The 22241-nt window shown below is 62.2% G+C and carries 17 protein-coding genes; 7 read left to right on the top strand and 10 right to left on the bottom strand.

Features of this window, described 5'->3' with window-relative positions; translation table 11 throughout:
• Positions 1 to 4 precede the first annotated feature (4 nt).
• The 5 genes from ccmD to QZY03_RS10880 all read right to left on the bottom strand — a co-directional run bounded on the left by ccmD (position 5) and on the right by QZY03_RS10880 (position 3538).
• Positions 5 to 199 carry a heme exporter protein CcmD gene (gene ccmD / locus QZY03_RS10900; RefSeq protein WP_295580894.1) on the bottom strand — a complete coding sequence of 65 codons (195 nt, stop codon included), beginning with the start codon at positions 197 to 199 and terminating at the stop codon, positions 5 to 7.
• A gap of 64 nt (positions 200 to 263) precedes the next feature.
• Complete coding sequence (gene ccsA / locus QZY03_RS10895) at positions 264 to 1022, bottom strand: cytochrome c biogenesis protein CcsA (protein WP_295580892.1); 759 nt, start codon at positions 1020 to 1022, stop codon at positions 264 to 266.
• Between the two features lie 23 nt (positions 1023 to 1045).
• Entirely contained in the window at positions 1046 to 1717 is a 672-nt protein-coding gene (ccmB, locus tag QZY03_RS10890; RefSeq protein WP_295580890.1) for a heme exporter protein CcmB, read from the bottom strand.
• 23 nt (positions 1718 to 1740) lie between these two features.
• Positions 1741 to 2358, bottom strand: coding sequence for a cytochrome c biogenesis heme-transporting ATPase CcmA (ccmA, locus tag QZY03_RS10885; RefSeq protein ID WP_295580888.1), 618 nt, complete (start codon positions 2356 to 2358; stop codon positions 1741 to 1743).
• A gap of 256 nt (positions 2359 to 2614) precedes the next feature.
• Positions 2615 to 3538, bottom strand: a complete 924-nt coding sequence (locus QZY03_RS10880) for an NAD(P)H-binding protein (RefSeq protein ID WP_295580886.1) — start codon at positions 3536 to 3538, stop codon at positions 2615 to 2617.
• Between the two features lie 521 nt (positions 3539 to 4059).
• Between QZY03_RS10880 and QZY03_RS10875 the strand changes: the two genes are divergently transcribed.
• Positions 4060 to 4758 (top strand): SDR family NAD(P)-dependent oxidoreductase, encoded by a 699-nt coding sequence (locus QZY03_RS10875; protein ID WP_295580884.1) that lies wholly within the window; start codon positions 4060 to 4062, stop codon positions 4756 to 4758.
• 126 nt (positions 4759 to 4884) lie between these two features.
• On the opposite strand, the gene gatB is transcribed toward QZY03_RS10875, so the two are convergent.
• The 5 genes from gatB to QZY03_RS10850 form a co-directional block, all read right to left on the bottom strand.
• On the bottom strand, positions 4885 to 6321 hold the full coding sequence (gene gatB / locus QZY03_RS10870; RefSeq protein ID WP_295580882.1) for an Asp-tRNA(Asn)/Glu-tRNA(Gln) amidotransferase subunit GatB: 1437 nt from the start codon (positions 6319 to 6321) through the stop codon (positions 4885 to 4887).
• A gap of 32 nt (positions 6322 to 6353) precedes the next feature.
• Positions 6354 to 7292 (bottom strand): J domain-containing protein, encoded by a 939-nt coding sequence (locus QZY03_RS10865; RefSeq protein WP_295580880.1) that lies wholly within the window; start codon positions 7290 to 7292, stop codon positions 6354 to 6356.
• 86 nt (positions 7293 to 7378) lie between these two features.
• Entirely contained in the window at positions 7379 to 8833 is a 1455-nt protein-coding gene (gene gatA / locus QZY03_RS10860) for an Asp-tRNA(Asn)/Glu-tRNA(Gln) amidotransferase subunit GatA (RefSeq protein ID WP_295580878.1), read from the bottom strand.
• Positions 8833 to 9120 (bottom strand): Asp-tRNA(Asn)/Glu-tRNA(Gln) amidotransferase subunit GatC, encoded by a 288-nt coding sequence (gene gatC / locus QZY03_RS10855; RefSeq protein ID WP_295580876.1) that lies wholly within the window; start codon positions 9118 to 9120, stop codon positions 8833 to 8835. Before gatC ends, gatA begins: the two co-directional genes overlap by 1 nt.
• 332 nt (positions 9121 to 9452) lie before the next feature.
• Complete coding sequence (locus QZY03_RS10850) at positions 9453 to 10343, bottom strand: Uma2 family endonuclease (protein ID WP_295580874.1); 891 nt, start codon at positions 10341 to 10343, stop codon at positions 9453 to 9455.
• Positions 10344 to 10761: 418 nt separating this feature from the next.
• Between QZY03_RS10850 and QZY03_RS10845 the strand changes: the two genes are divergently transcribed.
• The 6 genes from QZY03_RS10845 to mazF all read left to right on the top strand — a co-directional run bounded on the left by QZY03_RS10845 (position 10762) and on the right by mazF (position 22060).
• A complete protein-coding gene (locus tag QZY03_RS10845; protein ID WP_295580872.1) occupies positions 10762 to 17724 on the top strand; it encodes a hypothetical protein in 6963 nt (2320 codons plus the stop codon).
• A 143-nt stretch (positions 17725 to 17867) separates the two neighbouring features.
• The gene (locus QZY03_RS10840; RefSeq protein WP_295580871.1) at positions 17868 to 18101 is read left to right on the top strand and encodes a type II toxin-antitoxin system Phd/YefM family antitoxin; all 234 of its coding nucleotides are present in this window, start codon (positions 17868 to 17870) and stop codon (positions 18099 to 18101) included.
• A complete protein-coding gene (locus QZY03_RS10835; RefSeq protein ID WP_295580869.1) occupies positions 18098 to 18520 on the top strand; it encodes a type II toxin-antitoxin system VapC family toxin in 423 nt (140 codons plus the stop codon). The genes QZY03_RS10840 and QZY03_RS10835 overlap by 4 nt, the downstream gene beginning before the upstream one ends.
• A 21-nt stretch (positions 18521 to 18541) precedes the next feature.
• On the top strand, positions 18542 to 21223 hold the full coding sequence (locus tag QZY03_RS10830; RefSeq protein WP_295580867.1) for a DEAD/DEAH box helicase: 2682 nt from the start codon (positions 18542 to 18544) through the stop codon (positions 21221 to 21223).
• A 244-nt stretch (positions 21224 to 21467) separates the two neighbouring features.
• The gene (locus tag QZY03_RS10825) at positions 21468 to 21710 is read left to right on the top strand and encodes an AbrB/MazE/SpoVT family DNA-binding domain-containing protein (RefSeq protein ID WP_083924715.1); all 243 of its coding nucleotides are present in this window, start codon (positions 21468 to 21470) and stop codon (positions 21708 to 21710) included.
• The gene (gene mazF / locus QZY03_RS10820; protein WP_295580863.1) at positions 21710 to 22060 is read left to right on the top strand and encodes an endoribonuclease MazF; all 351 of its coding nucleotides are present in this window, start codon (positions 21710 to 21712) and stop codon (positions 22058 to 22060) included. The genes QZY03_RS10825 and mazF overlap by 1 nt, the downstream gene beginning before the upstream one ends.
• Positions 22061 to 22241: the final 181 nt, after the last annotated feature.

The following is a 22241-nucleotide window of genomic DNA, read 5'->3' as shown; positions in this document are numbered from 1 at the left end:
TGCCTCACTCATGATCCCGCGGGTTGTCGCGCGGAGTACCTAACCGCATTAATCGACTGAGCCGCGCTAAAATAGTTCGCCGCTGGCGCCGCAAACCGACCACCTCGCCGACCAGCAACAGTAGGGCCATGCCATAGGCGCCCCACACAAATTGGGCGTAACCGCCCTGGGACAGGAAATGCATCAAGCCTTCGTTCATGGTTTTCCCGGCGTCTTGGCGCCTTGACGTGAACTGCGCGGGCGCGCTGGGCCAGGGTTTCCGATCATGAGCGGACCTCCGCCTGGATCGTCTCCGCGGCCCAAGTGGTCTGTGCCTCGCGCGTCAGGATGATGGTGCGCACGCGCATCAGGGTTGTCGCGAAGGCGTACATCCAGAACCCGAGCGTGGTCATCAACATGGCGAACAGGATATCCCCGTCTACCTTGCCGAGCCCCGAGCGCTGGTGCAGGGCCGCGCACTGATTGGGGTCCGGACAGTTGATGGACCAGAAGATCACCGGCACCATCACCAGCCCGACGATGGCCAGCAGGGCCGCGGCCCGGTCGGCCCGGCGGGCATCGTCGATGGCCGAGTGCAGGGCGATGTAGCCGATGTAGAGAAAGAACAGGATCAACTCCGACGTCAGCCGCGGGTCCCAATCCCAGTAAGTCCCCCAGCTCGGGCGTCCCCAGAAGGCCCCGGACCAGAGTGCCAGGAAGGTGAAGATGGCCCCGGTCGGGGCGATGGCGTTGGCCATCATATACGACAGCCGGGTGTTGAAGACCAGCCCGATCGCCGCCCAGCCCACCATCACCGCATAGAGCCACATCGACATCCAGGCGGCGCCGACATGGAGGAAGATAATCCGATAGTAGCCCTTCTGGGCATTGCTGCCGCCGAGTTGATCCGGGGTCTCGAAGAAGCCCCAGTAGAGGCCGACCAGGAGCGAACCGGCCGCCAGTACCCAGAAGACCGGAATCATCCGTCCCGCCAGGGGATAGAAGGTGGACGGTGAAGCGAACTTGGACCAGGCGCTGGACATCGGGTAGCTCGGGCGGTGCAGTGTTATTCGATTGAAATGCGCAGCGCGGCCGCGGATGCGAGCGGCGCCAGGATCAGCGACGACAGCAGGAAGGCTGCCAACAGCATCAGATAGGGTCGGGTTGCGGTTAGTTCCACCGCGGCCAGTTCCACCGCCCCCGCGCCGTAGACCAGCACCGGAATATAGAGCGGCAGGATCAGCAGCGATAACAGGATGCCCCCGCCGCGCAGGCCCAGTGTCAGGGCGGCACCGATGGCCCCGATCAGGCTCAGCACCGGGGTGCCGAGCAGCAAGGCGGCCATCATGATGCCGATGGCCGGGTCGGTCAGGTGATATTGCATGCCGACCAGGGGCGCCATCAAGACCAGGGGCAGTCCGGTCAGCAACCAGTGGGCCGTGATCTTGGCCAGCACCAACAGCACCAGCGGCTGATCGGTCAGCAGCAATTGCTCCAGGGTGCCGTCCTCGAAGTCCGCGGCGAACAGCCGCTCCAGCGCCAGCATGGAGGCGAGCAGGGCCGCCACCCAGACCACCCCCGGTCCCAGGGTGCGCAGGACCGCGGTTTCGGTGCCGACGCCCAAGGGAAACAGGCTGACGACGATCAGGAAGAAAAACAGCGTTGTCAACACGTCGGTGCGCCGCCGCATGGCGAGCAGCAAGTCACGGTGCAGGACGCTCCAGAAAACCTTAAGCATCGTATCCGGCCTCGGCTCCGGGCTCAGCGGCCCAGGTCCAGGTGGCAGGCCTGACCCGAGGTCAGCGGCACTTCCTGATGGGTGGTGAGCACCACCAGTCCGCCGTTCGCGACCTGGTCCGCGATCAACTGCTGGAGCAGGTCGACCGCATCCGTATCCAGTGCGGTGAAGGGCTCGTCGAGTATCCACAGCGGCGCCCGGCTCAGGATCAGACGCGCCAGGGCCGTGCGCTTTTTCTGGCCCTGCGAGAGCATCCGCGTGGGAATATCCTCGAACCCGGCCAGCCCGATGCGGGCCAGGGCGGCCCAGACCGTCCGCGTGTCGGCTTTGTCGCCATCCAGGGTAGCGGCCAGGCGCAGGTTCTCGACTCCGGTCAGATCGCCTTTGATTCCGTTCAGATGGCCGAAATAAAGCAAGTCGCGCCGGTAATCCTCGCCCAAGGCGCGGATCGACTCGCCGCGCCAGTGCACCTCCCCGTGATCGGCGGTGTAGAGACCGCACAGGGTGCGCAGCAGGGTCGTCTTGCCGCTGCCGTTACGTCCCCGCACGTGAAGTAGGGTACCGGGTCCGACCTCGAAGTCCAGTCCGGAGAACAGCAAGCGGTCACCACGCCGACATTCGAGCTGGGCTACCTGAAGCATGAGGGTTATGGAGATCCTTGGGGCAGTCGCAGGGTTGGCCGCCCGGTCCGGGCAACGCCGTCGCGTCGCGACGGCCGCTACCGGTCCCGTCGCCGCAAGGGCGCAACCTTAAACGTTGGCGCGGATTCCGACAACCCGCCCGTCGCCTGATGATCGGCGCCCAACACGATAACTGGATGTAGGGGCGGGTTTCAAACCCGTCCCTACGCTAAGGGCCTGTCTGGATTTCCGGTACGAAGGCGATATGGCCGTCGGGTCAGTTCCTCAGGTAGGCCAGCGCCTCTTTGTTGAAGGGGCGCGGGGTCACGCCGAGCCGGGCGAAGCCGTCGTCCTGCGTACAGACATTGCCCTCCATCAGCATCTCGATCTGGCCGCGGGTGATTGGGAACCAGGGAAAGCGATCGAACAGACGCGCGGCCGCTTTGATCCCGAACACGGGTGCCGGCAGCATCCACTTGGAGCGACCGCCGGCCGCGGCGATGGTGCCGAGGATCGCCTTCCAGCTCAGTGCGTCCGGGCCGCAGAGACAGTAGGTCTGGGCGTGCGTGCGCGGATCGGTGAGCGCCTGGACGAACGCGGCCGCCACATCGGTGACGCTCACCGGCGCAAGCTGAAACTGACCGGCATTGAACGGCAGCAGGCCCGTGTAGAACAGGGGTGCGGGGATCGGGCTGTCGATAATGTCGCGCTTGAGTTGGTCGCAGAATTCCATCCGGCCGCGCGGATCGCCGAAAATCACCGAGGGTCTGAAGATGGTCCAGTCCATCCCGGATGCTTTAACGGCTGCCTCGGCCTGAAATTTCGTGCGCTGATAGGCGGTGCCGTCGGCGCGGATGCCATTGGCGCTCATCAAGAGGAAGCGCTGCACGCCCTGCTGCCTGGCCGCGTTCAGAGTGTCCACCACCCCACGGTGTTGAAGTGCATCGAAGCTGATGCCGTGCGATGGGAACTCGCGCAGGATGCCGATGAGATAGATGACGGCGTCAGTACCTTCGACGCAGCGACCGACTGCAGTGGTGTCTCCAACCTCACCGGTGATCCATTCACACTCGACGTGGCGCTCGACCTTCGACTCGCTGCCCGCGCGAACCAGTAAGCGGGGGACGTGACCGTCTTGGAGGAGTCGTTCCACGAGATAGGAGCCAACGAACCCCGTACCACCGATGATTGCCACCTTCACGCCGCGCGCTCCTAACTCTTAATGGATGAGGTTTCGTTAATTGCCGCAACATCGCGGGGGCCGGGAAGGCCCCCGGACGGGCTCAGCCTTCGTCAATTCCCTCGGTTTCCGGATTGTTGATCATCGCATGAACCCGGCTGTCGGGGCAGTAAGACTCGAGATAGTCGGTTTGATCATCCATCGTGTTCTCCTCGTGGTTGACCGGCGCCTGGCCGGACTTTTTCTACATGACCCGGTCTTGTGCCGGTCACCTAGGAAGGTGGTACCTGTCCAGGCGATGTCAAGGGCATCCTCCGGTCCTGGCGTCATCCTGCAGGGGTTCGACGGACGGCGTCCATCAGCGCGAAATGTTAGGCTATTCCAATACGCTTCGTAGTGTTCGAGCATGCGCGGCGCCGTGCGTGCAGGCTCGGCCAGGGTTTGACCTGCGCGCCTGCTGAACAGCCGTTGAAAAACCCAGGTGAGACGATACCTCGTAATTCTTGCCCGGACTCCCCGGGCCCCCAACCGGAATTCGGACCATGTCCAAACACTTCCTGATCGTCGGCGGCACTTCCGGCATCGGTGCCGCGCTGCTGACGACACTGATTGACCAGGGGCACCAGGTCACCCAATTGTCGCGGCACCCGGAGCGGGCGGCCGACCACCCGCAAGTCACCAGTGTGCGTTGGGATGTCCGTCAAGACCCCTTTCCGGGCGATCGACTGCCGCCGACACTCGACGGACTGGCCTACTGCCCAGGCAGTATCCGCCTGCGACCCTTCGAGCGGTTGACCGAGAACGAGTGGCGCGAAGATCTGGATTTGAATGTGATGGGCGCCGTACGCGCTATCCAGGGCGCCCTGCCGTCATTACGGCAGGCCGAAAGCGCCGGCATTTTGCTCTTCAGCAGTGTTGCCGCGGGTACTGGAATGCCTTATCACGCCTCGGTGGCGGCGGCCAAGGGTGCCATTGAGGGACTGACCCGCGCGCTGGCGGCTGAATTTGCCCCGCGCATCCGCGTCAATGCCATCGCGCCGACCCTGACCGCGACCCCCTTGGCCGAGCGGTTGCTGGCGACCGCGGAAAAACGCGCGGCAGCGGCCGAGCGGCACCCACTCAAGGTGATCGGGGAGGCCGCCGATCTGGCGCGGGCGGCGGTTTGGCTGCTCGACGATGCGCGCCTGAGCACCGGTCAGATCCTGCATCTGGACGCCGGGCTCTCCAGCTTGCGCGTCTAAACCGCGCCCGGCGCGGTATGCGAATCGGAGACGCGATGCAATTTGGGGCCTTTATAGCCATCGGACGTGATAACCGGACGTAGGGGCGGGTTTCAAACCCGCCCCTACACCAAGGCTCTGTCCGGATTAGCCGCCGGCGAGCTTCTGCTTCAACAGGTCATTGACCTGTTGCGGATTGGCCTTGCCCTGGCTCTGCTTCATCACCTGGCCGACGAAGAACCCGAAGACCTTGTCCTTACCCGCGCGGTACTGCTCGACCTGACCGGGGTTGGCGGCGATGATGGTATCGATCAGTGATTCGATCGCGCCGGAGTCGGTGATCTGTCGCAGTCCTTGCGTCTCGATCACCGTATCCGCATCGCCGCCCCCGTTCCACATCGACTCGAACACCTGCTTGGCGATCTTGCCCGAGATGGTTCCATCCGTGATGCGTTGGATCATCCCGGCGAGTTGAGACGCCGTCACCGGACTCGCGGTGATCTCCAGCCCGGCTTTGTTGAGCGCCGCCGCCAGTTCACCGCTGATCCAGTTCGCCGCCAGCTTGGGTTCGGCGCTCGTCTGGGCGACCGTCTCGAAATACCCCGCCAGGTCACGGCTGGCGGTCAGCAGATTGGCGTCGTATTCGCCGATGCCATAGTCTTCCCGGAAGCGTTCGCGCATGGCATCCGGCAACTCCGGCAAATCCGCCGTCGCGGCGGCGATCAAGGCCGCATCGACCTCGACCGGCAACAGATCCGGGTCCGGGAAATAGCGGTAATCATTCGCCTCTTCCTTGGTGCGCATGGTGCGGGTCTCATCCCGGTCCGGATCATAGAGCCGGGTTTCCTGGACGACCCGGCCACCGGCTTCGAGCAGATCGATCTGACGCTCGACCTCGAACTGGATCGCCCGCTCCAGGAAGCGGAATGAGTTGATGTTCTTGATCTCGGCGCGGGTCCCAAAGGTCACCGTGCCCAGCGGACGGACCGAGACATTCGCGTCCACCCGAAACGAGCCTTCCTGCATGTTCCCGTCGCTGATTCCGATCCAGCGCACGATCTGGTGGACCTTGCGCGCATAGGCCACCGCTTCCTGGGGTGAGCGCATATCCGGCTCCGAGACGATCTCCAGCAGGGGCGTGCCGGCGCGGTTCAGATCGATACCGGTCAGCCCATGAAAATCCTCATGCAGTGACTTACCCGCGTCCTCCTCCAGATGCGCCCGCGTCACTCCGATCTCCTTGACCGTCCCGTCATCCAGCACGATCTCCACCCGCCCTTCGCCGACGATCGGAAACTCGTACTGACTGATCTGATACCCCTTGGGTAGGTCGGGATAGAAATAATTCTTGCGGGCGAACACTGAACGCTCGGCGACTTCCGCGGCGATCGCTTTACCGAAGCGCACGGCGAGCCGGACCGCTTCGGCATTGAGGACCGGCAAGACGCCAGGCAGGCCCAGGTCGATGGCGCAGGCCTGGGTGTTGGGTTCAGCCCCGAAACGGGTGGGCGCGCCCGAGAAGATCTTGGATTGGGTCGCGAGCTGGGTATGGATCTCGAGACCGATCACGGTTTCCCATTGCATGCTGTGTTACCTGGGGGAAGCTGAAGAGTGTTTCAAAATAAATAACTCGAAATCAGAAAAAACAGCGCAATGACTGAAACAAAGAGCAGCCCGATCAGCACATAGCTGCCAACGTTGGCGGACGCGCGCGTGACACGCACCGGCTTGCGGTTTAACGGCAAAGGCTTGCCATGCTCGTCGATCTCCACATAAAAGATGCCGTCGATGATGAATCCTGGCACTTCGCGGTTGCGGATACGCTCAAGGAGTTCCATCAGCACCATGCCGTTTTCACTGGCAAAACGTTGTGCCCTGACCCCCCGGCGTTTGCCGGTGGTATCGTAACGCCAGGCGGCGCCGGTGTCGGGGAGATCGTATTTGCTCCGGATCACCGCAATGACCTTATCCGGCTCGGCGCCGTGCCCCAAAATCCGAATTGCGCGATTGAGATCTCTGGCGGCATCCCGGCGGCCATCCAGAATAAGACTCTTGCCGAAATCCAGGGTCTTGGGATTGGCTCCAAAATAGAGAGCCAAAAACTCGTTCTCCAGTTCAGCGGCTAATGTGCGGGCGTTGACGAACTCTTTGGTTTTCAGGAGCCGAGCGCGAAAGGACTCGGCGAGTTTCCAGGAGATCCTGGCAAGCCCCAGACGGATCTCTTTCAGTTCGGGATAGAACTGGACCGCGATCTTCCAATCCGCATCCAACGGGCTGCCCGCCGTGGGCTCGGTGTCGCTGTCGGCGAAGGCGGTATCCGCGTTCTGCGTCGTTTTCTCCCGCAGCTGATCATATTTCGTGCGGGTCGCCGGATCGCTGAGGACACGATAAGCCTCGTTGATCTCGGCCATGCGCTCACTGGCCTGGTCACGGTCGATCCCCGATTTGTCCGGGTGATAACGCTGTGCCAGCGCTTTGAATGCTGCACGTAGCACGACCGAGTCGGCCGATGGCGTCAGTCCCAGCGTCGCGTAATAGTCCTTATTCACGTTCATCTGAGTGTCGGAGATCTAGCTGTACCACGAAGTGAAGCCAAGCATTCATTGGTCAACGGGATTACGGGATCGCGCATCCCATGGTGTCACGCGCACCCTGTCGGTACTGCGCAATGCCAGTGCGTCTCCTGTTGCAACCGATGTGCCACGTTGAGCAGTCGCCCCTCTTCGAAATAGTTGCCGATGATCTGCAGCCCGACCGGCAGACCGTCGACCGGGGCGACCGGGATGGACATGCCGGGTAAGCCGGCGAGGTTGGTGGCGATGGTGTAGATGTCGCTGAGGTACATCGCCACCGGGTCGTCGCGCTTGGCGCCGATGGGAAAGGCGGTCGTCGGACTGCTGGGTCCCATGATGACGTCGACCTGCGTGAAGGCGCGCTTGAAGTCTTCGGCGATCAGGTGACGTATTTTCTGCGCCTTGAGGTAATAGGCGTCGTAATAGCCGGCCGACAGCACGTAGGTACCGATCATGATGCGGCGCTGGACTTCCGGCCCGAAACCCTCGGCGCGGCTGCGCTGGTAGAGGTCTTCCAAATCCGTGGGCGCCTGGCAGCGGTGGCCGTAGCGCACGCCATCGAAACGGGCGAGGTTGGAGGAGCACTCGGCCGGGGCGACGACATAATAGACCGGAACCGAGAGTGGACTGTTGGGCAGGCTGATCTCGCTCACCCGCGCGCCGAGCCGCTCATATTCCCGAATGGCGCCATCGATGGACGCGGCGGTGCGCGCGTCCAGTCCATCACCAAAATATTCTTTCGGCAGGCCGATCCGCAGACCGGCGAGGTCCTGATCCAGGCCCGCGGTATAGTCAGGGACCGGGGTGTCGATGCTGGTCGAGTCCCGTGGATCGAATCCGGCCATGGCCTGGAGCAGGAGTGCCGCGTCGGCGGCGGAGCGCGCCATGGGGCCGGCCTGATCGAGCGACGAGGCGAAGGCGATCATGCCCCATCTGGAGCAGCGGCCATAGGTCGGCTTGATGCCGGTAATGCCGCACAGGGCCGCGGGCTGGCGGATGGAACCGCCGGTATCGGTGCCGGTGGCGGCGGCGCACAGCCGGGCGGCGACGGCCGCGGCCGAGCCGCCCGACGACCCGCCGGGAACCCGGGTGTGGTCCCAGGGGTTCTTGACCGGGCCGTACCAGCTCGTCTCGTTGGACGAGCCCATGGCGAACTCGTCCATGTTGGTCTTGCCCAAGACCACGGCACCGGCTGCCGCCAGGCGTTCCACGACGGTGGCGTCATATGGCGCGATGAAGTTGTCGAGCATCCGTGAGCCGCAACTGGTCCGTAAGCCTTGCGTGCAGAATATGTCCTTGTGCGCGATGGGGATGCCGGTGAGCGGCCCGGCCGTGCCGGCGGCGAGTGCCGCGTCCGCGCGCCCGGCGGCGGCCAGGGCCGGCTCGGCGGCGACGGTGATGAAGGCGTTGAGGTCGGGATTGAGGCGTGCGATCCGCTCCAAGTAGTGGCGGGTCAGCTCAACGCTGGAATAGCGACGGGCGCGCAAGTCGTCCGCCAACGCGAGGATGTTCTGCTCGTGCATCACTCGATCACCTTGGGAACCAGATAGAGCCCGCCATCGGTCTGGGGCGCGATGGCTTGAAAGCGCGCGCGCTGATCCGGCTCGGTCGGTACGTCCGGCCGCAGCCGCTGGGTTTGGTGCAGAGGATGGGCCATCGGTGCGACGCCCGCGGTATCGACTGCATCCATCTGCGCCACCAGCGCCAGAATGTTTGAAAGATCCTGGGCATAACGGGTACAGGCCGCGGGTGGAAGCGCGAGCCGTGCCAGGTGGGCGATCTTCTCGACGTCCGATTGATCCAGTGCCATTGCGATGCGGTTTCCTCTGGGGCTGGGCGGCGCGGGTGCCGTCGCGGTCATGCGGTCATACAGTGCAACATAACATACCCCATTGGGGTGGCGGAACGCGGACCGTGCGGGGGCGGGTGAATCGCGTCCGCTGCAGGGTGACTAGAACTCCATGTGGACGGCAGCCGGGGGAGTCAGGCGATTGCCGAAAAATGGCGTACCGGATCGCGACGGATGTTCGCCGGCCTGCAAGGCGCGCCGACCGGAGCATCGCCGGGCAACGTGACTGTCGGCACGACGCGGAGGGCGGCCGGGAAGACGAGCGAGGTGGTATGGGATTTGACGGAAATCGCCTAACCGATGACGTTCAGACGTGCCCGCAACCGCGCCAGCTCAGCCTCGGCGTCGCGGGCGCGGGACTCGGCCGAGGCGGTGCGGCTGGCCTCCGAGTCCAGTTGGCGGGCCAGTGCCGCAGTCTCTGACTTGGCGGCGAGGGCCGCGGCTGTGGCCGCCTCGGCTGCGGACTTGGCCGCCACGGCCTCGGACTTGGCCGCCTCGGCTGCGGACTTGGCCGCCACGGCCTCGGACTTAGCCGCCACGGCCTCGGACTTGGCCGCCTCAGCCTCGGACTTGGCCGCCTCCGCGTCGGTCGGCAGCACATCACCGTCGCGGGCCGCCCAGCGGAGCCACCGGGTCTCGACCCCGCCATAGATCCCGTCCCACCAGCACAGATCCAGGTCCAACAAGGGGCTGGGGATACGTCCGGGGGCGCGCGGCAGGATCGGCCAATAGCGTCCGTCGGTCAGTGTGAAGCCGGCAAAGTCGTCCGGGTTCCACGGGTCGAACCAGAAATACTCGGCGACCCGCAGCTGGTCCTGGTAGATACGCTTCTTCTCTGTTTTATCGGTGTGGGCAGTGCTTTCGGAGAGGAGCTCCACGATCAGATCCGGCGCTTTTTGCTCGTCCCACACCACCCAGCTCTTGCGCTCCCGCGGCGAGACCCCGAGCGCGATAAAGACATCCGGGCCGCGAAAGTCTTTTCCGCGCAGTTGTTCGCTACTGAAGTAAAGGAACATGTTGCCGCCGACGAAGCAGTCCCCGCGGGCGCGCGCCCAGGGGTCCAGCGAGTGGATCAGGAGTTCCATCTGCAGGCGGTGGCGCAGTGTCTCCATCGGCTCTCCATCGTCGCAGGGCAGGTCGTCCTCGGTGGGCAGACTCGGCATGCGCCGGGCGGGGTTGTACATGACAGGCTCCAATGAGATCCGGGCACCGCGGGCGCAACCGGGCGCTAGCGGCGCTTCTAGCAGAGACGGAGCGAGCGGTCAAGCGCCAACCCTCTGCCCCTTTCCCCCAGCAAATTTCTTTTTGGCGTTGCCCGGCACGTCCTGCTCCAGAACCTCCCCGCGGCGTTCCTGGCCGTGGAGACCTCCCCACCCTGGAAATCTCCAAGGGCACCGATGTGGGCGAGGACCGGCGCGAAGACTGTTCGGATCTACCTGCTGTGCCTATCTCCAGCCCTGTCTCAACCTCCGACGCCACGAGCCCTGCCATGAAGGGTTCAAACGCCCGATCGGGGCGGGATACACACGTTAATCCGCATCCGAAAACCGGTAAACTAGCCATGCCTGCGCGCCGAGTCGTCACAACCACCGGGACGGGAACATGGACGGATACACCACCGATTACATCAATCTCATCGCCGACAATCTGCGGGACCGCTACGACAGCGGTTTCCCGATCCTCAAGGAATTGATCCAGAACGCGGATGACGCGCGGGCGCGGACCTTCCTCTTTGCCCACCACCCCGGCTTCCAGGATGCAGCCCATCCGCTGCTACAGGGACCGGGCCTCTGGTTCTTCAACGACGGCGCGTTCAAGCCCAGCGACGAACGAGCGCTGAAGTCCTTCGGCATTAACAGCAAGGCCGGGGATGGGTCGGCCATCGGCAAGTTCGGCCTGGGGATGAAGAGCGCCTTCCACCTCTGTGAGGCGATCTTCTACCTCGCCTGGGATGGTGAGAAACTTTATCGGCAGGGTCTGAACCCCTGGAAGCAGGACGGCCAAAACCCCCACCCGGAATGGGACCAAGATCACCCTGGGGACTGGAACCGGCTGGAGGCGCTCGCCGAGCCGTTGGTAGGGGGGGCCGCCAGTTGGTTCTTACTCTGGGTACCCCTGCGCCGCAGGAACCAGGTGTGCAGCGCTCGGGGCGATGACATCGCCATCATCGCCCGTTACCCAGGCGACGATCCTAAGGCGGACCTTGCCTTCCTCGATCGTCCCGGTCTGCCGATGGACCTCGCGGAGATCCTGCCGCTGCTGAAACACTTGAAACGGATCGAGCATCGTGGGGAGGGCAAGGCCTTTGCCCTGGAACTGAAGGCAGATCAGCGCCTGCTGGGCGATCAGGTGGCCGAGAGCAGCAGCGGCCGGGTTGTACTCGGGCCGTCGGGGCAGTCGCTTTGCTTCGCCGGCATGAGACGCGAAAGTGACCCGGAAGGCATCTTTTCCACGCTCATGAAAAGCGGCGCATGGCCCCGCAGCCGCTATCGCGACGAACACGGGCAAGAACAACAAGCCGCCGACAAGACCCGCCCGGAGGCGGCCGTGCTCTTCTGTTCGGGACCCGCGCCCGAGACCCGTTGCGATCTTCACTGGGCCGTCTTTTTGCCGGTCGAACAAGGCGGCGAACCCCTCAAGTTTGCAGCGGGCAACCCCGGTCACTCACTGATCTTGCACGGTCAGTTTTTTATCGACGCGGGGCGCAAGAAGCCCCATGCCTTAGAGGATCTGCACCAAACCCCGGCGTCGGGAGGTGCCGAACCCATCGACGATGCCCGACTGCGCCTGACCTGGAATCAACACCTGGCCCAGCGGGTGCTGATGCCTTTGGTCATCCCGGCACTGGAACAGTATGCCGCTGTGACCCGGCTGAACGATGCCGAGTGCGCGGCATTGACACAGGCACTCGCCGATAGCCAGTGGTTTCGGACGCTCGCCACTGACCTGCCTGATGGCGCACTACGGGCGATCTGGGCGATCAACGCACCGATCCTATTGGTGCCGAAGCTTGAGCCCGCCCTCGTTGGCGACGCCATCCCTGATGATGAGACCCTGCGGGACTGGTTGCAGGTGCTCGATAGCAATCCGGACAGGGGCATTTCAGACGGCGAACAACAGGCCATTCTTAGCGCGAGTCAGGGATTATTGAAGACATTGGACACGGAGCGTCGCGGCCATTTTCTGCGTGTCCATGAGGAACTCCGCATCATTGCCGTACGCGACGCCCGGACAGGTGGCAAACAACCGGTCTCAACCGCGGATGTCCGAGCGGTGGAAAAGGCTGGAACTCTGTTCGGTTTTGCGGGGGCAAGTCAAGACGTGGGTCTGACCCAACGACTTGCCGGCGCGCTACCGGTTAGTCGAGTTTGGATCGTGACGACCAATGTCTACCGAGACCTTTTTTCGGGGACCTCCGACCTGCCCCTTGTGACCGATGGTCGGGCGTGTCTCGCGGCGATAGGCCGAGACGAGTCGGGGCGCCTGGGCAGCACGCGGGAGCGCCTGACCCTGTTGGAGCACGCCAATGACCCCGGCTCGGACCCCATGGCCCGGCGGGGTCTGCGTTATCTGCTCCATGGCTCGGCGGCGCATCGCGATGCCGATAGCCTGCCGCTTTGGTTTCCCGCTCACAAACAACACCCGACTTGGGGCAAGCTCTGGGATCAGTTGCATGGAGCGGATTGCTGGAGTCGGGTAGATGCCGGGTTGGCCGATGCCGTACTCCGTACCCGCTGGCCAGCAGTGGGCGCGCATGAGATCGACGCCCGCAACCTATTGGTCGAACTGGCACGCTCAGGTGCAGGCATCCCGGACCCGATCGCTTTCGACTTGGCGGATCGCGAGGAGATTCTCTCCAGGATCGAGGATCAGGATCTCTGGCAACGCCTGCCCCTGCACACGACTGTGGCCAACACGCCGGTATCCGCCCGCAACGAGCGGGTTTACCTGGCCCCCGAGGGCGGTACCCTGGATGACCTCTTGATCCGACAGGCGATCTTGATCGCCCAGAGCCGCAATGCGACCGTTGCCGACCAACAGCGCAAATGGCTTAAGCCACTGGACGACCGCGCTCGCATCGAGATCGCGCTGGGTACAGTGGAGCCCTGTCGGTATTGGCAGATCATCGCGGACGCATTCGAGCAGTTGCAATCGGAGATCGATCCGGACCTTGAAGCGAAGCTCTCCAAGACACCTTGGCTCCCAACCTGCACGGGGGAGTCGGTCAAGCCGGAGGACGTCATCGACCTGGCCGGTGGCCTGGGGGGCGAGGCACGGCGCCTGGTAGCGGAACACCGGACAGCGAAGCACAGCGCCAGCTTCGCCGTTCCGGAGGATTTGGATAAACGCCTCAAAGCACATAGCGCGTGGCGAAAAATCCGCGACGGACTGTCCTCCTCAGGGGACTCCGGATTGGATCGCTTGGGCCTTCTGCTAGAAGAACTCCCTACTTATCACATTGGACCCTGGCCGACGACTCCCCAGCCGGATGTTGTTGCCTTGCTCGCCCAGTGTCCGTTACTTCCGGGTTGGAAGCTCTTACAACAAGCCGCTGATGAGCCATTTTCGCTGGATGGCACCTGGCAACGTCTGCGGTCCGGACTCAAGCAGCCGCTCGCGCCCGATGCTCTGTTGAAAATTCTGCATTGGATTACCGACGATTCAGAGAATTGGCCGGCGCGCAAGGCGGCGGGCGATGCCTACCTGAAGCAATACGTCGATGCGACGATGACTGCTTCGCTTGGCCTGATTGGATTGCGTCTCGCGAACCAGCGAAAGGAATGGTGCAGTATCGACAAACTCTGTAGCGTCGCGGATGGCGCGGACATTGGCATTGATCCATCGTTTATCTTGGATTCGCATCAGGCGATGCTACTTGCCGATCGGGTGAATCTCGCTAGTACGGGACCGCAGACGATTCCAGCCGCCCAGATGCAGATTGACCACCGACTTTTCAATTCGGCGCATCAGAAAACGCCGGAAATCCTGGCGCAATACTTTGCGCCCTGGGGGCAGTGGGTTCCGACACCCATGATTGGGGCATTGCTTGCGCTACTGGAGCCGACATCCCAAACCCTCGCGTCGGACTACTTGAATCCGCACACCTATGATTGGCTATTGGATCAATTAGACGAAGCGGGGGATGGCTCTATAGCCGACGAAATGGTTGGCTTGAAGATTGCTGTGCATGTCATCGACTCGGCATCGGTGGAAGTGCCCAACCTGCTTGGTAAAGACATTACAGTCCCACTGAATCGAGACGCACAGACCCTGCTCGCGGGACGACTGAGCCAAAAACTCACGCACCGCGTACAGATCACGCTTCGCGAGATTGATCCCGCTATCTTCACATTCGAGCAATTGGCTGGACTGCTTCGTGCCACTGCGGAGAGCCTATGCGCCGAGATCTATCCCCCGAAGCGGAGTTTGCAACAGTTGTGGGATAGCCTTGATAGCAGCGATCAACTCGAAGTCGATTCAGCACGCCGCAAGATTCTCTACCACATACCATTTTACCTTAGACAGCTTTCCATCAGTCATTCCGCCATCGCTGAGGCGCTGTTCGACAACGACAAAGCGTTCACGGCACTGGCAGAGGCGGGTGAGGCTGGCGGTAATGCGCGCGTCCAGAGCAACTTGAACAAGTCGCTAACGGCAGTCGAAAGCGCAATCGTGAGTGATCCGAATGCGCAGCGGGCCGTTCTTGATGGCGTCAAGACAAAACTTGCCGATTTTCAATACGATCTATCAAGCATTCCCTTCGAGCTTTTTCAGAACGCGGACGACGCTGCCATTGAACTTGGACAGATCGCTGCCCATCCGCAAACCGGTTGCAAGACCCCGCCGGGGGCACAAAGGTTCCTGGTGGAGATTGGCAACGATGCCCTGCGCTTTATCCATTGGGGTCGGCCCGTCAACGCCCGCGGGCCGGTTGGGTTCGACGGTGAGCGCCGGGGCTTTGGGCGCGACCTCGAAAAGATGCTGATTCTATCCGAGTCTGACAAACGGCCGCACCAGGGCCTAACCGGCAAATTCGGGCTGGGCTTTAAAAGCGTGCTCCTGGCCTGCGATCGGCCACGCATCCTGAGCGGACGCCTCGCGCTGGAGATCGTGGCCGGTATCCTGCCCCAGCCCTGGCTGGACACCCAAGACGCTAGCGACGCGCTTGCCCGCCACACGGAAAACCATCGACTGCCTGGCACCCTAATCGAATTGCCTGGGATCTCTGAGGGTGCCCAAGCCGAGGTCCTGGCGCGCTTCCAAGATGTCGCCGGGGTACTATGCGCATTCGGTCAGGCCGTCCGCTCGGTTGAGATCGGCGCGCGGCCCGTGGTACTCGCCAAGGGCCAAAGCGGGGCGGCGATGGATGCCGCTTTTCGGCGATTCGCCTGGAAACCCTCGGCGGTATGTCTCGGCGTGGAATTCGGTTGTCTGCATCTTGTCGGCGACTGGGGTAAAGAGAGCGACGCCCTCTGTGTGCGCACCGAGCATGGTGCGCTGTTGATCGCCCTCGGCCCGGACGGCTTCCGGGCTTTGCCCGATGAGGTACCCACCCTGTGGGTCACGGCACCAACGAAGGAGCAAGCTAAACTCGGATTCGCCGTCAACGGTCGCTTTGCCATCGACGCTGGTCGGGCCAAACTCGCGGGCAATAGCGACAGCAACTTAGACCTCGCGAAACAGATCGGCGCCGAGGCCGGCGTGGCGTTGGGTGAGTTGCTGAATCATTCTTTTGAGAACTGGGCCGCGGTGGGCAAACAGTTGCGCTTGGCCGCAGATCTAACCCCTCATGACTTTTGGCAGCCTCTTTGGCTCGGTCTCACAGACCGCTGGCGCGGCAGGCAGCGGGATACTGCCGCGGAATTGGTTCGGGAACTGGTCCTTGCCCTGCTCCGGCGTCTCAGTGCCCATCCGGATTCCATACCCAACGGCCTGGCTGAGCCCTTACGGACCTTCACGTCGACAGGCGTTGTCCGCTACCAATTAGCGGAGTCACTTGCCAAACCCGCCGTCTTGGACGTGCTGGGTTCCTGGGCACCCTTCATGACGAAGTACCCCGCGGTTTCCCTGGTCGCGCCAGACATGGGCGCGATTCTCAAACATGCCGGCCTTGCCAAACTTGCTCCGTTGGGAGTCGCCGCGCTAGTGGCCTTAATCGACCCAACCCGTATCCGGCCTGAAGACGCTCGGGCACTTGGTCGGCTGTTGCTGTTGACGGAAGAGGATTCAGCCTGGGAGTTGGCAGACATCAAACAGCGGCTCAAGGAACTGCAATTCCGTACTCAGATTGATACTTGGGCTAATGCTGGCAAGCTAGTTGCCACGAGCAGTCATCTGCTCGACAAAGATGAGCCACTTCGTTACGAATTGGCGCCCGCCGAACGGCGTCTGCACACTGACTATTTCCCGGCCGAGAACGAGGACGAATCGGCTCTTGAGTTGTTCCTGGCTTGCCGTGATCGGCTACAAGCTAAGGCCGACGATATGGCGCAGTGGGTGTTGGCAGCAAGAAGCGATAAGGCTAGACATTCTGCCCTGATTTATCTGGTGAATGGGGAGCTTGGCGAGACGGTTGCGGAGCACGTTCGGGGCCGGGATTGGCTCCTAAACGTGTTTCAGAACCCGGTGCTTCTAGTTCCGCTTTCGGCTGAACAGCGGGTGAGGCTTCAGCGTCGTCTGGCCTCCAGTGAGGTACTCGACAGGGGTTATCGAGCGGTTGACCCCCTTCCGCCGCCACTCATCTCTCACCGCATCGACTTGGCGACGGCGCTTAACAATATTCATGCATGGTGGTCAAGCGACCGTACCGATCAGGCTGCACGATATCGTAGAAACCTTTATCCCGGAGGCAGCATCGACCTTACGATCGATCCGGATACAGAGCAATTCGACCGATCATCTTGGCTCATTTTGTTTACACTCGGTGCCTTTCAGTCGATCGGCCGCACGAGGAACCAGCAGCATCGCGCCGCTATCGAAATGTGCCAGAATCGCGGTTGGTGGCATACCTTTGCAGAAACCGACCCGAGAAAAGAGCCGGACAAATGGCTAAAGATCATTGAGGACTATGCGAATAATCAGGAAGACGATGAGCAGTGGTCGTTATGGATGGCGAATTTCCCGCGTCTCTACCGTCTCTCGCGCTGGCTTGAGGAATATAAAGGTCTGTTTCTTTCGATCAATAGATGCAGTAAATCGTTTTCTCTGGATAAATTGCGAACACCGCGAACTAACGAACAATACCGGGGTGGTGGGTTTGATCCGCCGCCGATCAATCGTACCTTGAGCATTGGTTCGCACTTAGTGGTACGCGAGTTGCTCCACCACGGACTAATTGCGGCACCAGGTGCACTTCCACACGCTATTCCACATGCGTACGCCCCTATAGAAAGGATCAAAACGTTATTTCGGTGTTTCGATGTCGTGATAGAAACTTCTCAAGACATTCACAAACGCCTGGTCGATACGCTTGGCGCGGAAGGAGCTACTTTCAACGGCGACTACGACATCCCCCTGCGGATCGTTGCGGCCGATGAGGGACTGCAACAACGGCTCTTTCGTTGACGGAACAATAGGCTGAAGTGTACGACTATGCCGGTAGGTCCAAACGCCAACAAAAATGACAGAGCCACGGTCCCTGGCAGGCGAGCACATCCTTACCAGTCAGAGTCCAATGCGCTGGGACGATCAAACCCGAGAGCACATCCATGAAGACTGCCACCATAGCCGATGCCAAGTCCCATCTTTCATCCTTACTCGCCGACGTGGAAGCGGGCGAGGAAATCGTCATCACCCGCCGCGGCCGGCCGGTAGCGCGGCTCGTCCCCGAGCCGCGGGCTGCCGCCGCCTTCGATTGGGAGGCCCTGCACGTCTGGGTTGAGTCCGGTCCCCAGGCACCGGGCGCAACGGTCGCGGAACTCCGTGAGCAGAACCTGCTGTGATCTATCTCGACACCTCGGTGCTCGGCGCAATCTTCTTCCGGGAGGCGAATGCGTCCCTGGTGTTGAGTCAGGTCGAGGCGGCCCGTCCGCGCGGATTCGTCATTTCAGCTTGGACCTTGACTGAGATGGCCAGCGTCGGGGCCATCAAGGAGCGCACGGGTACCATCGACCGCGCCACCCGGCAGCAGGCGCTATCGGCCTTCCAAGGCTTTGTGTCATCCAGTTTGGGCTTGACCGAGATCGAACCGGTGGATTTCCGATCCGCGGCCTTGCTGATCGATGCGCCGGGCGGTCTGCGCGCGGGCGACGCCCTGCATCTGGCCGTCGCGCGGCGGCTTGCCGCGGACCTCGCGACCCTGGATCGCCGGCTTGCGGATGCCGCGCCGGTCTGGGGTGTGCCGCTGCTTCCAGTGGGCTGAAGGGTCAGGGGAGACGATTCCATGTTCGAGAAAGACCATCAGGTCCAGCACCCCCGCTTCGGCACGGGCACGGTCATCCTGGACCAAGGCGAGACGGTCATCGTCCGCTTCGGCGACCGCATCGAGTCCTGCGTAGCGGCAGACCTCGCGCGGCGTATGGCGCTGGCCGACGCGGTGCGGCTGGGGCATTGGTCTGCATCACTCGATGTGACGCTCAAGGCCCAGGCGGCGGCCATCCGCTCGCTCAACGATGCCTGGGGGGTGTTTTCGCGCTCGCGGATCGACCTGCTGCCCCATCAGCTTTGGGTTTGCCATCGGGCCTTGCAGCAGTGGCCGATCCGGCTTCTGATCGCGGACGACGTGGGCTTGGGTAAGACCATTGAGGCCGGACTCATCCTCTGGCCCTTGCTTTCCAGCGGCAAGGTCCGGCGCCTCTTGATTCTCACCCCCGCCGCGCTGGTGGAGCAGTGGCAGTATCGGCTGCGTACTCTGTTCGATATTCGCATGTCCATGTATCGGCCGGAGGTCGATACGCCCAAGGCTGATTTCTGGAGTACCCACAATCAGGTGGTCGCGTCCTTGCCGACCATGCGTGCCGACCGCAAGGGCCGTCATGAGCGCTTGCTGGATGCGCCCCGGTGGGACATGCTGATCGTCGATGAGGCCCACCACCTGAATGTAGACGAAGAGACCGGCAAGACCCTGGGCTATCGCTTCGTCGAACGGCTGGTCGCCGAGGATCGGGTAGAGTCCTGCCTGTTTTTTACCGGGACGCCGCACCGCGGTAAGCCTTATGGTTTCTGGTTCTTGATGGGTCTGTTGCAACCGGAGGTGTTCGGCCCCCGACGCCCGGAGTCGGAGCAATTGCCATTGCTGCGCCCGGTGCTGATCCGCAACTTCAAGCAGAAGGTGACGGATATGGCGGGCAAACGCCTGTTCCAACCGGTGACCAACTATCCCGAGACCTACGCCTATAACGAGGCAGAAACGGCCTTCTATCAACTCCTGACCCGCTTCATTACGGCGGGCAATGCCTATGCATCCGGTTTGGATCAACGCGGTCGCCGCCAGGTCACTCTGGTCCTGATTGCCATGCAGAAGATCGCCTCCAGCTCGGTGGCGGCGATCCGCTCGGCCCTGCGCCGGCGCCTTGCCAATTTAGAACAGGCGGTTGAGAAATTTCGGCAAGCACAGACCATGATCGAACGTCCCGACGATGACGCAGATGAGGATGTCTTCGCGGCATTAGAGCGCTGGGAAAATGAAGCGAAGTTTCAACTCATGGCGGATGAGTTGCCATTCCTGCGGTCCCTGATTGAGGCGGCTGAGCAAATTCAGGATGAGAGCAAGATCCTGCGCATCGGGGAACTGATCGACACGCGTTTCGGTGAGCGCTCGGTCTTGCTCTTCACCGAATACAAGGCGACTCAGGCATTGGTCGTCTCGATTCTCATGGCCCGTTTTGGTGAGAGCGCGGTCGGTTTTATCAATGGCGATGATCGACTCGTCGGAGTGCGTCTACCATCCGCCCGTGAGACGGTGCTGACTGGGAGTCGGGAGATGGCCGCGGAGGCATTTAACCAGGGCCGAATTCGCTTTCTGGTCTCCACCGAGGCCGGGGGTGAGGGCATTGATCTTCAGGCCCGCTGCCACACCCTGATCCATGTGGATCTGCCCTGGAACCCGATGCGTCTGCATCAGCGGGTAGGGCGGCTCAATCGCTACGGCCAGACCCGGCCCGTTGAGGTCGTTACGGTACGCAATCCCAGCACGGTCGAGTCGCGGATTTGGGGCAAGCTGGAGCAGAAGCTCAGGCACATCATGGAGGCCCTGGGTCACGCCATGGACGAGCCGGAGGATCTGATGCAAATGGTGCTCGGCATGGCCGGACCGGGCTTCTTCAATGAGCTTTTTAGGGAGGGGCAAGGTGTGCGTCCCGAGCGCCTGGACGACTGGTTCGACGCCAAGACGCGGAGCCTCGGCGGGCGTTCAGCGATCTCGGCCGTGGTCGATCTCGTCGGCCATTGCCAGAGCTTTGACCTCTCGCAACTCGCGGACGTACCGCGTAAAGACCTGCCGGACCTGATCCCCTTTTTCCACGGGATGCTGGTTCGCAATCGGCGTCGACCAGAGCGGGATGATGGCATATTCAGCTTCAAGACCCCGGAGGCGTGGCTCACCTCGCCAGGCATCCGTTCACGCTACGAAGGGCTGATCTTTCACCGCAACCCGAAAGACAACGACGAGGCGAAGCGGATCGTTGGGGTAGGGCATCAGTTGTTCGATCGGGCGCTGGCCCAGGCGGAGGAATGGGAAGGGTCGCTGGCACAGGTAAAGGGGCTGACGCACCCATTGGCAGTATTCCGATTCATGGACTCGGTTACGAGCCAGAGCGGCCAGGTGCGTCAAGTCGTTGCCGGTGTTACGGTCAGTGACGGCGGTGAATGGGTTCTTGTCCATGACGAAGCGGTGTTGGAGATGATCAATCAGCGTAAAGCCGCTCAAAATGAGACGGATATCGGCTCTCTCTACCGGGCTCCAGACCTATTGATGCGCTGGCTGGACGACGCCCGGCAACATGCCCTCACGGCCATCGATCAACTGCGACTACCCTTTCGTAAACCGCTGATGGGCGATCTGATCCTGCTCTGGCCTGAGAATGAGTCCGGTATTGAGTCCCACCATCCCGTACTCCGGCCTTGATCACCGTTCCGACCACGCGGCCTTGTAGGGTGGACAAGCGTAGCGCAGTCCACCAGCGACGGCGCGGGATTCGGCGGACTGCGCTGTCGCTTGTCCACCCTACGGCCGGAACGATGATCAAGGCCCGCCAAGGGAGGATCCGACAGGGCGTTGCCGCGGGTTCACCAGGGTCCATCGAGCCGACCTTGTTGCACCCCCGCTGTTGGCGTAAAGTATCAACATTGAAGATACGCTGGAGACCAACATGCGAGTGACTGTGAAAAAGTGGGGTAACAGTGCATCAGTGCGTATTCCCGCGGCCATCATGGCGGCCGCGCACTTGAGTCTGGACGAGACGGTTGATATGCGCGAGGAAGGCGGGTGCATCGTGATCGAGCCGATTCGCCCGAAAGAATATGACCTCGCTCGATTGCTGGCCGACATCACGGCGGAGAACCTGCACGCCGAGGTCGATTTCGGCTCACCACTGGGCAAGGAAGCCCTCTGATGGTTCGCCGTTACGTGCCGGAGGCGGGCGATATTGTGTGGCTGCATTTCGATCCGCAGGCCGGGCACGAGCAAGCCGGTCATCGGCCGGCGCTGGTCGTCAGCCCTGCGGCCTACAACGGCAAGACGGGCCTGATGCTCTGTTGCCCGATGACAACGCAGATCAAGGGTTATCCTTTTGAAGTGCCGATTGCGGGCGACCGTCCGGGCGCCGCCCTGGCCGACCAGGTCAAGAGTCTCGATTGGGGGGCGCGTCGGGCGCAGTACAAAGGACAGGTTTCAGCCGCCGAGTTGAATGACGTCCAGGCAAAGATCATGGCCCTGGTCGGACCGGTTGGCAGGTCGGGGTGATCTGGCCTAACAGGATTTTCCGGAAATCGCCTGACCCTGCTGATGGTCGTTGCCTGAGGATGACGCGTCAGCAATTCCAAATTTGGGCAGCATCACGCAGCCCCTTGGTGGATGCAGCGCGCACGACCGGCGTGCCGGGTCCCTGACACCGAGCGGCGCGCCTTATCCACCCTACAGCGGG

It is taken from the genome of uncultured Lamprocystis sp. (assembly GCF_903933125.1).
Classification (GTDB): Bacteria; Pseudomonadota; Gammaproteobacteria; order Chromatiales; family Chromatiaceae; genus Thiodictyon.
This window is presented reverse-complemented; position numbering and strand designations above follow the sequence as displayed.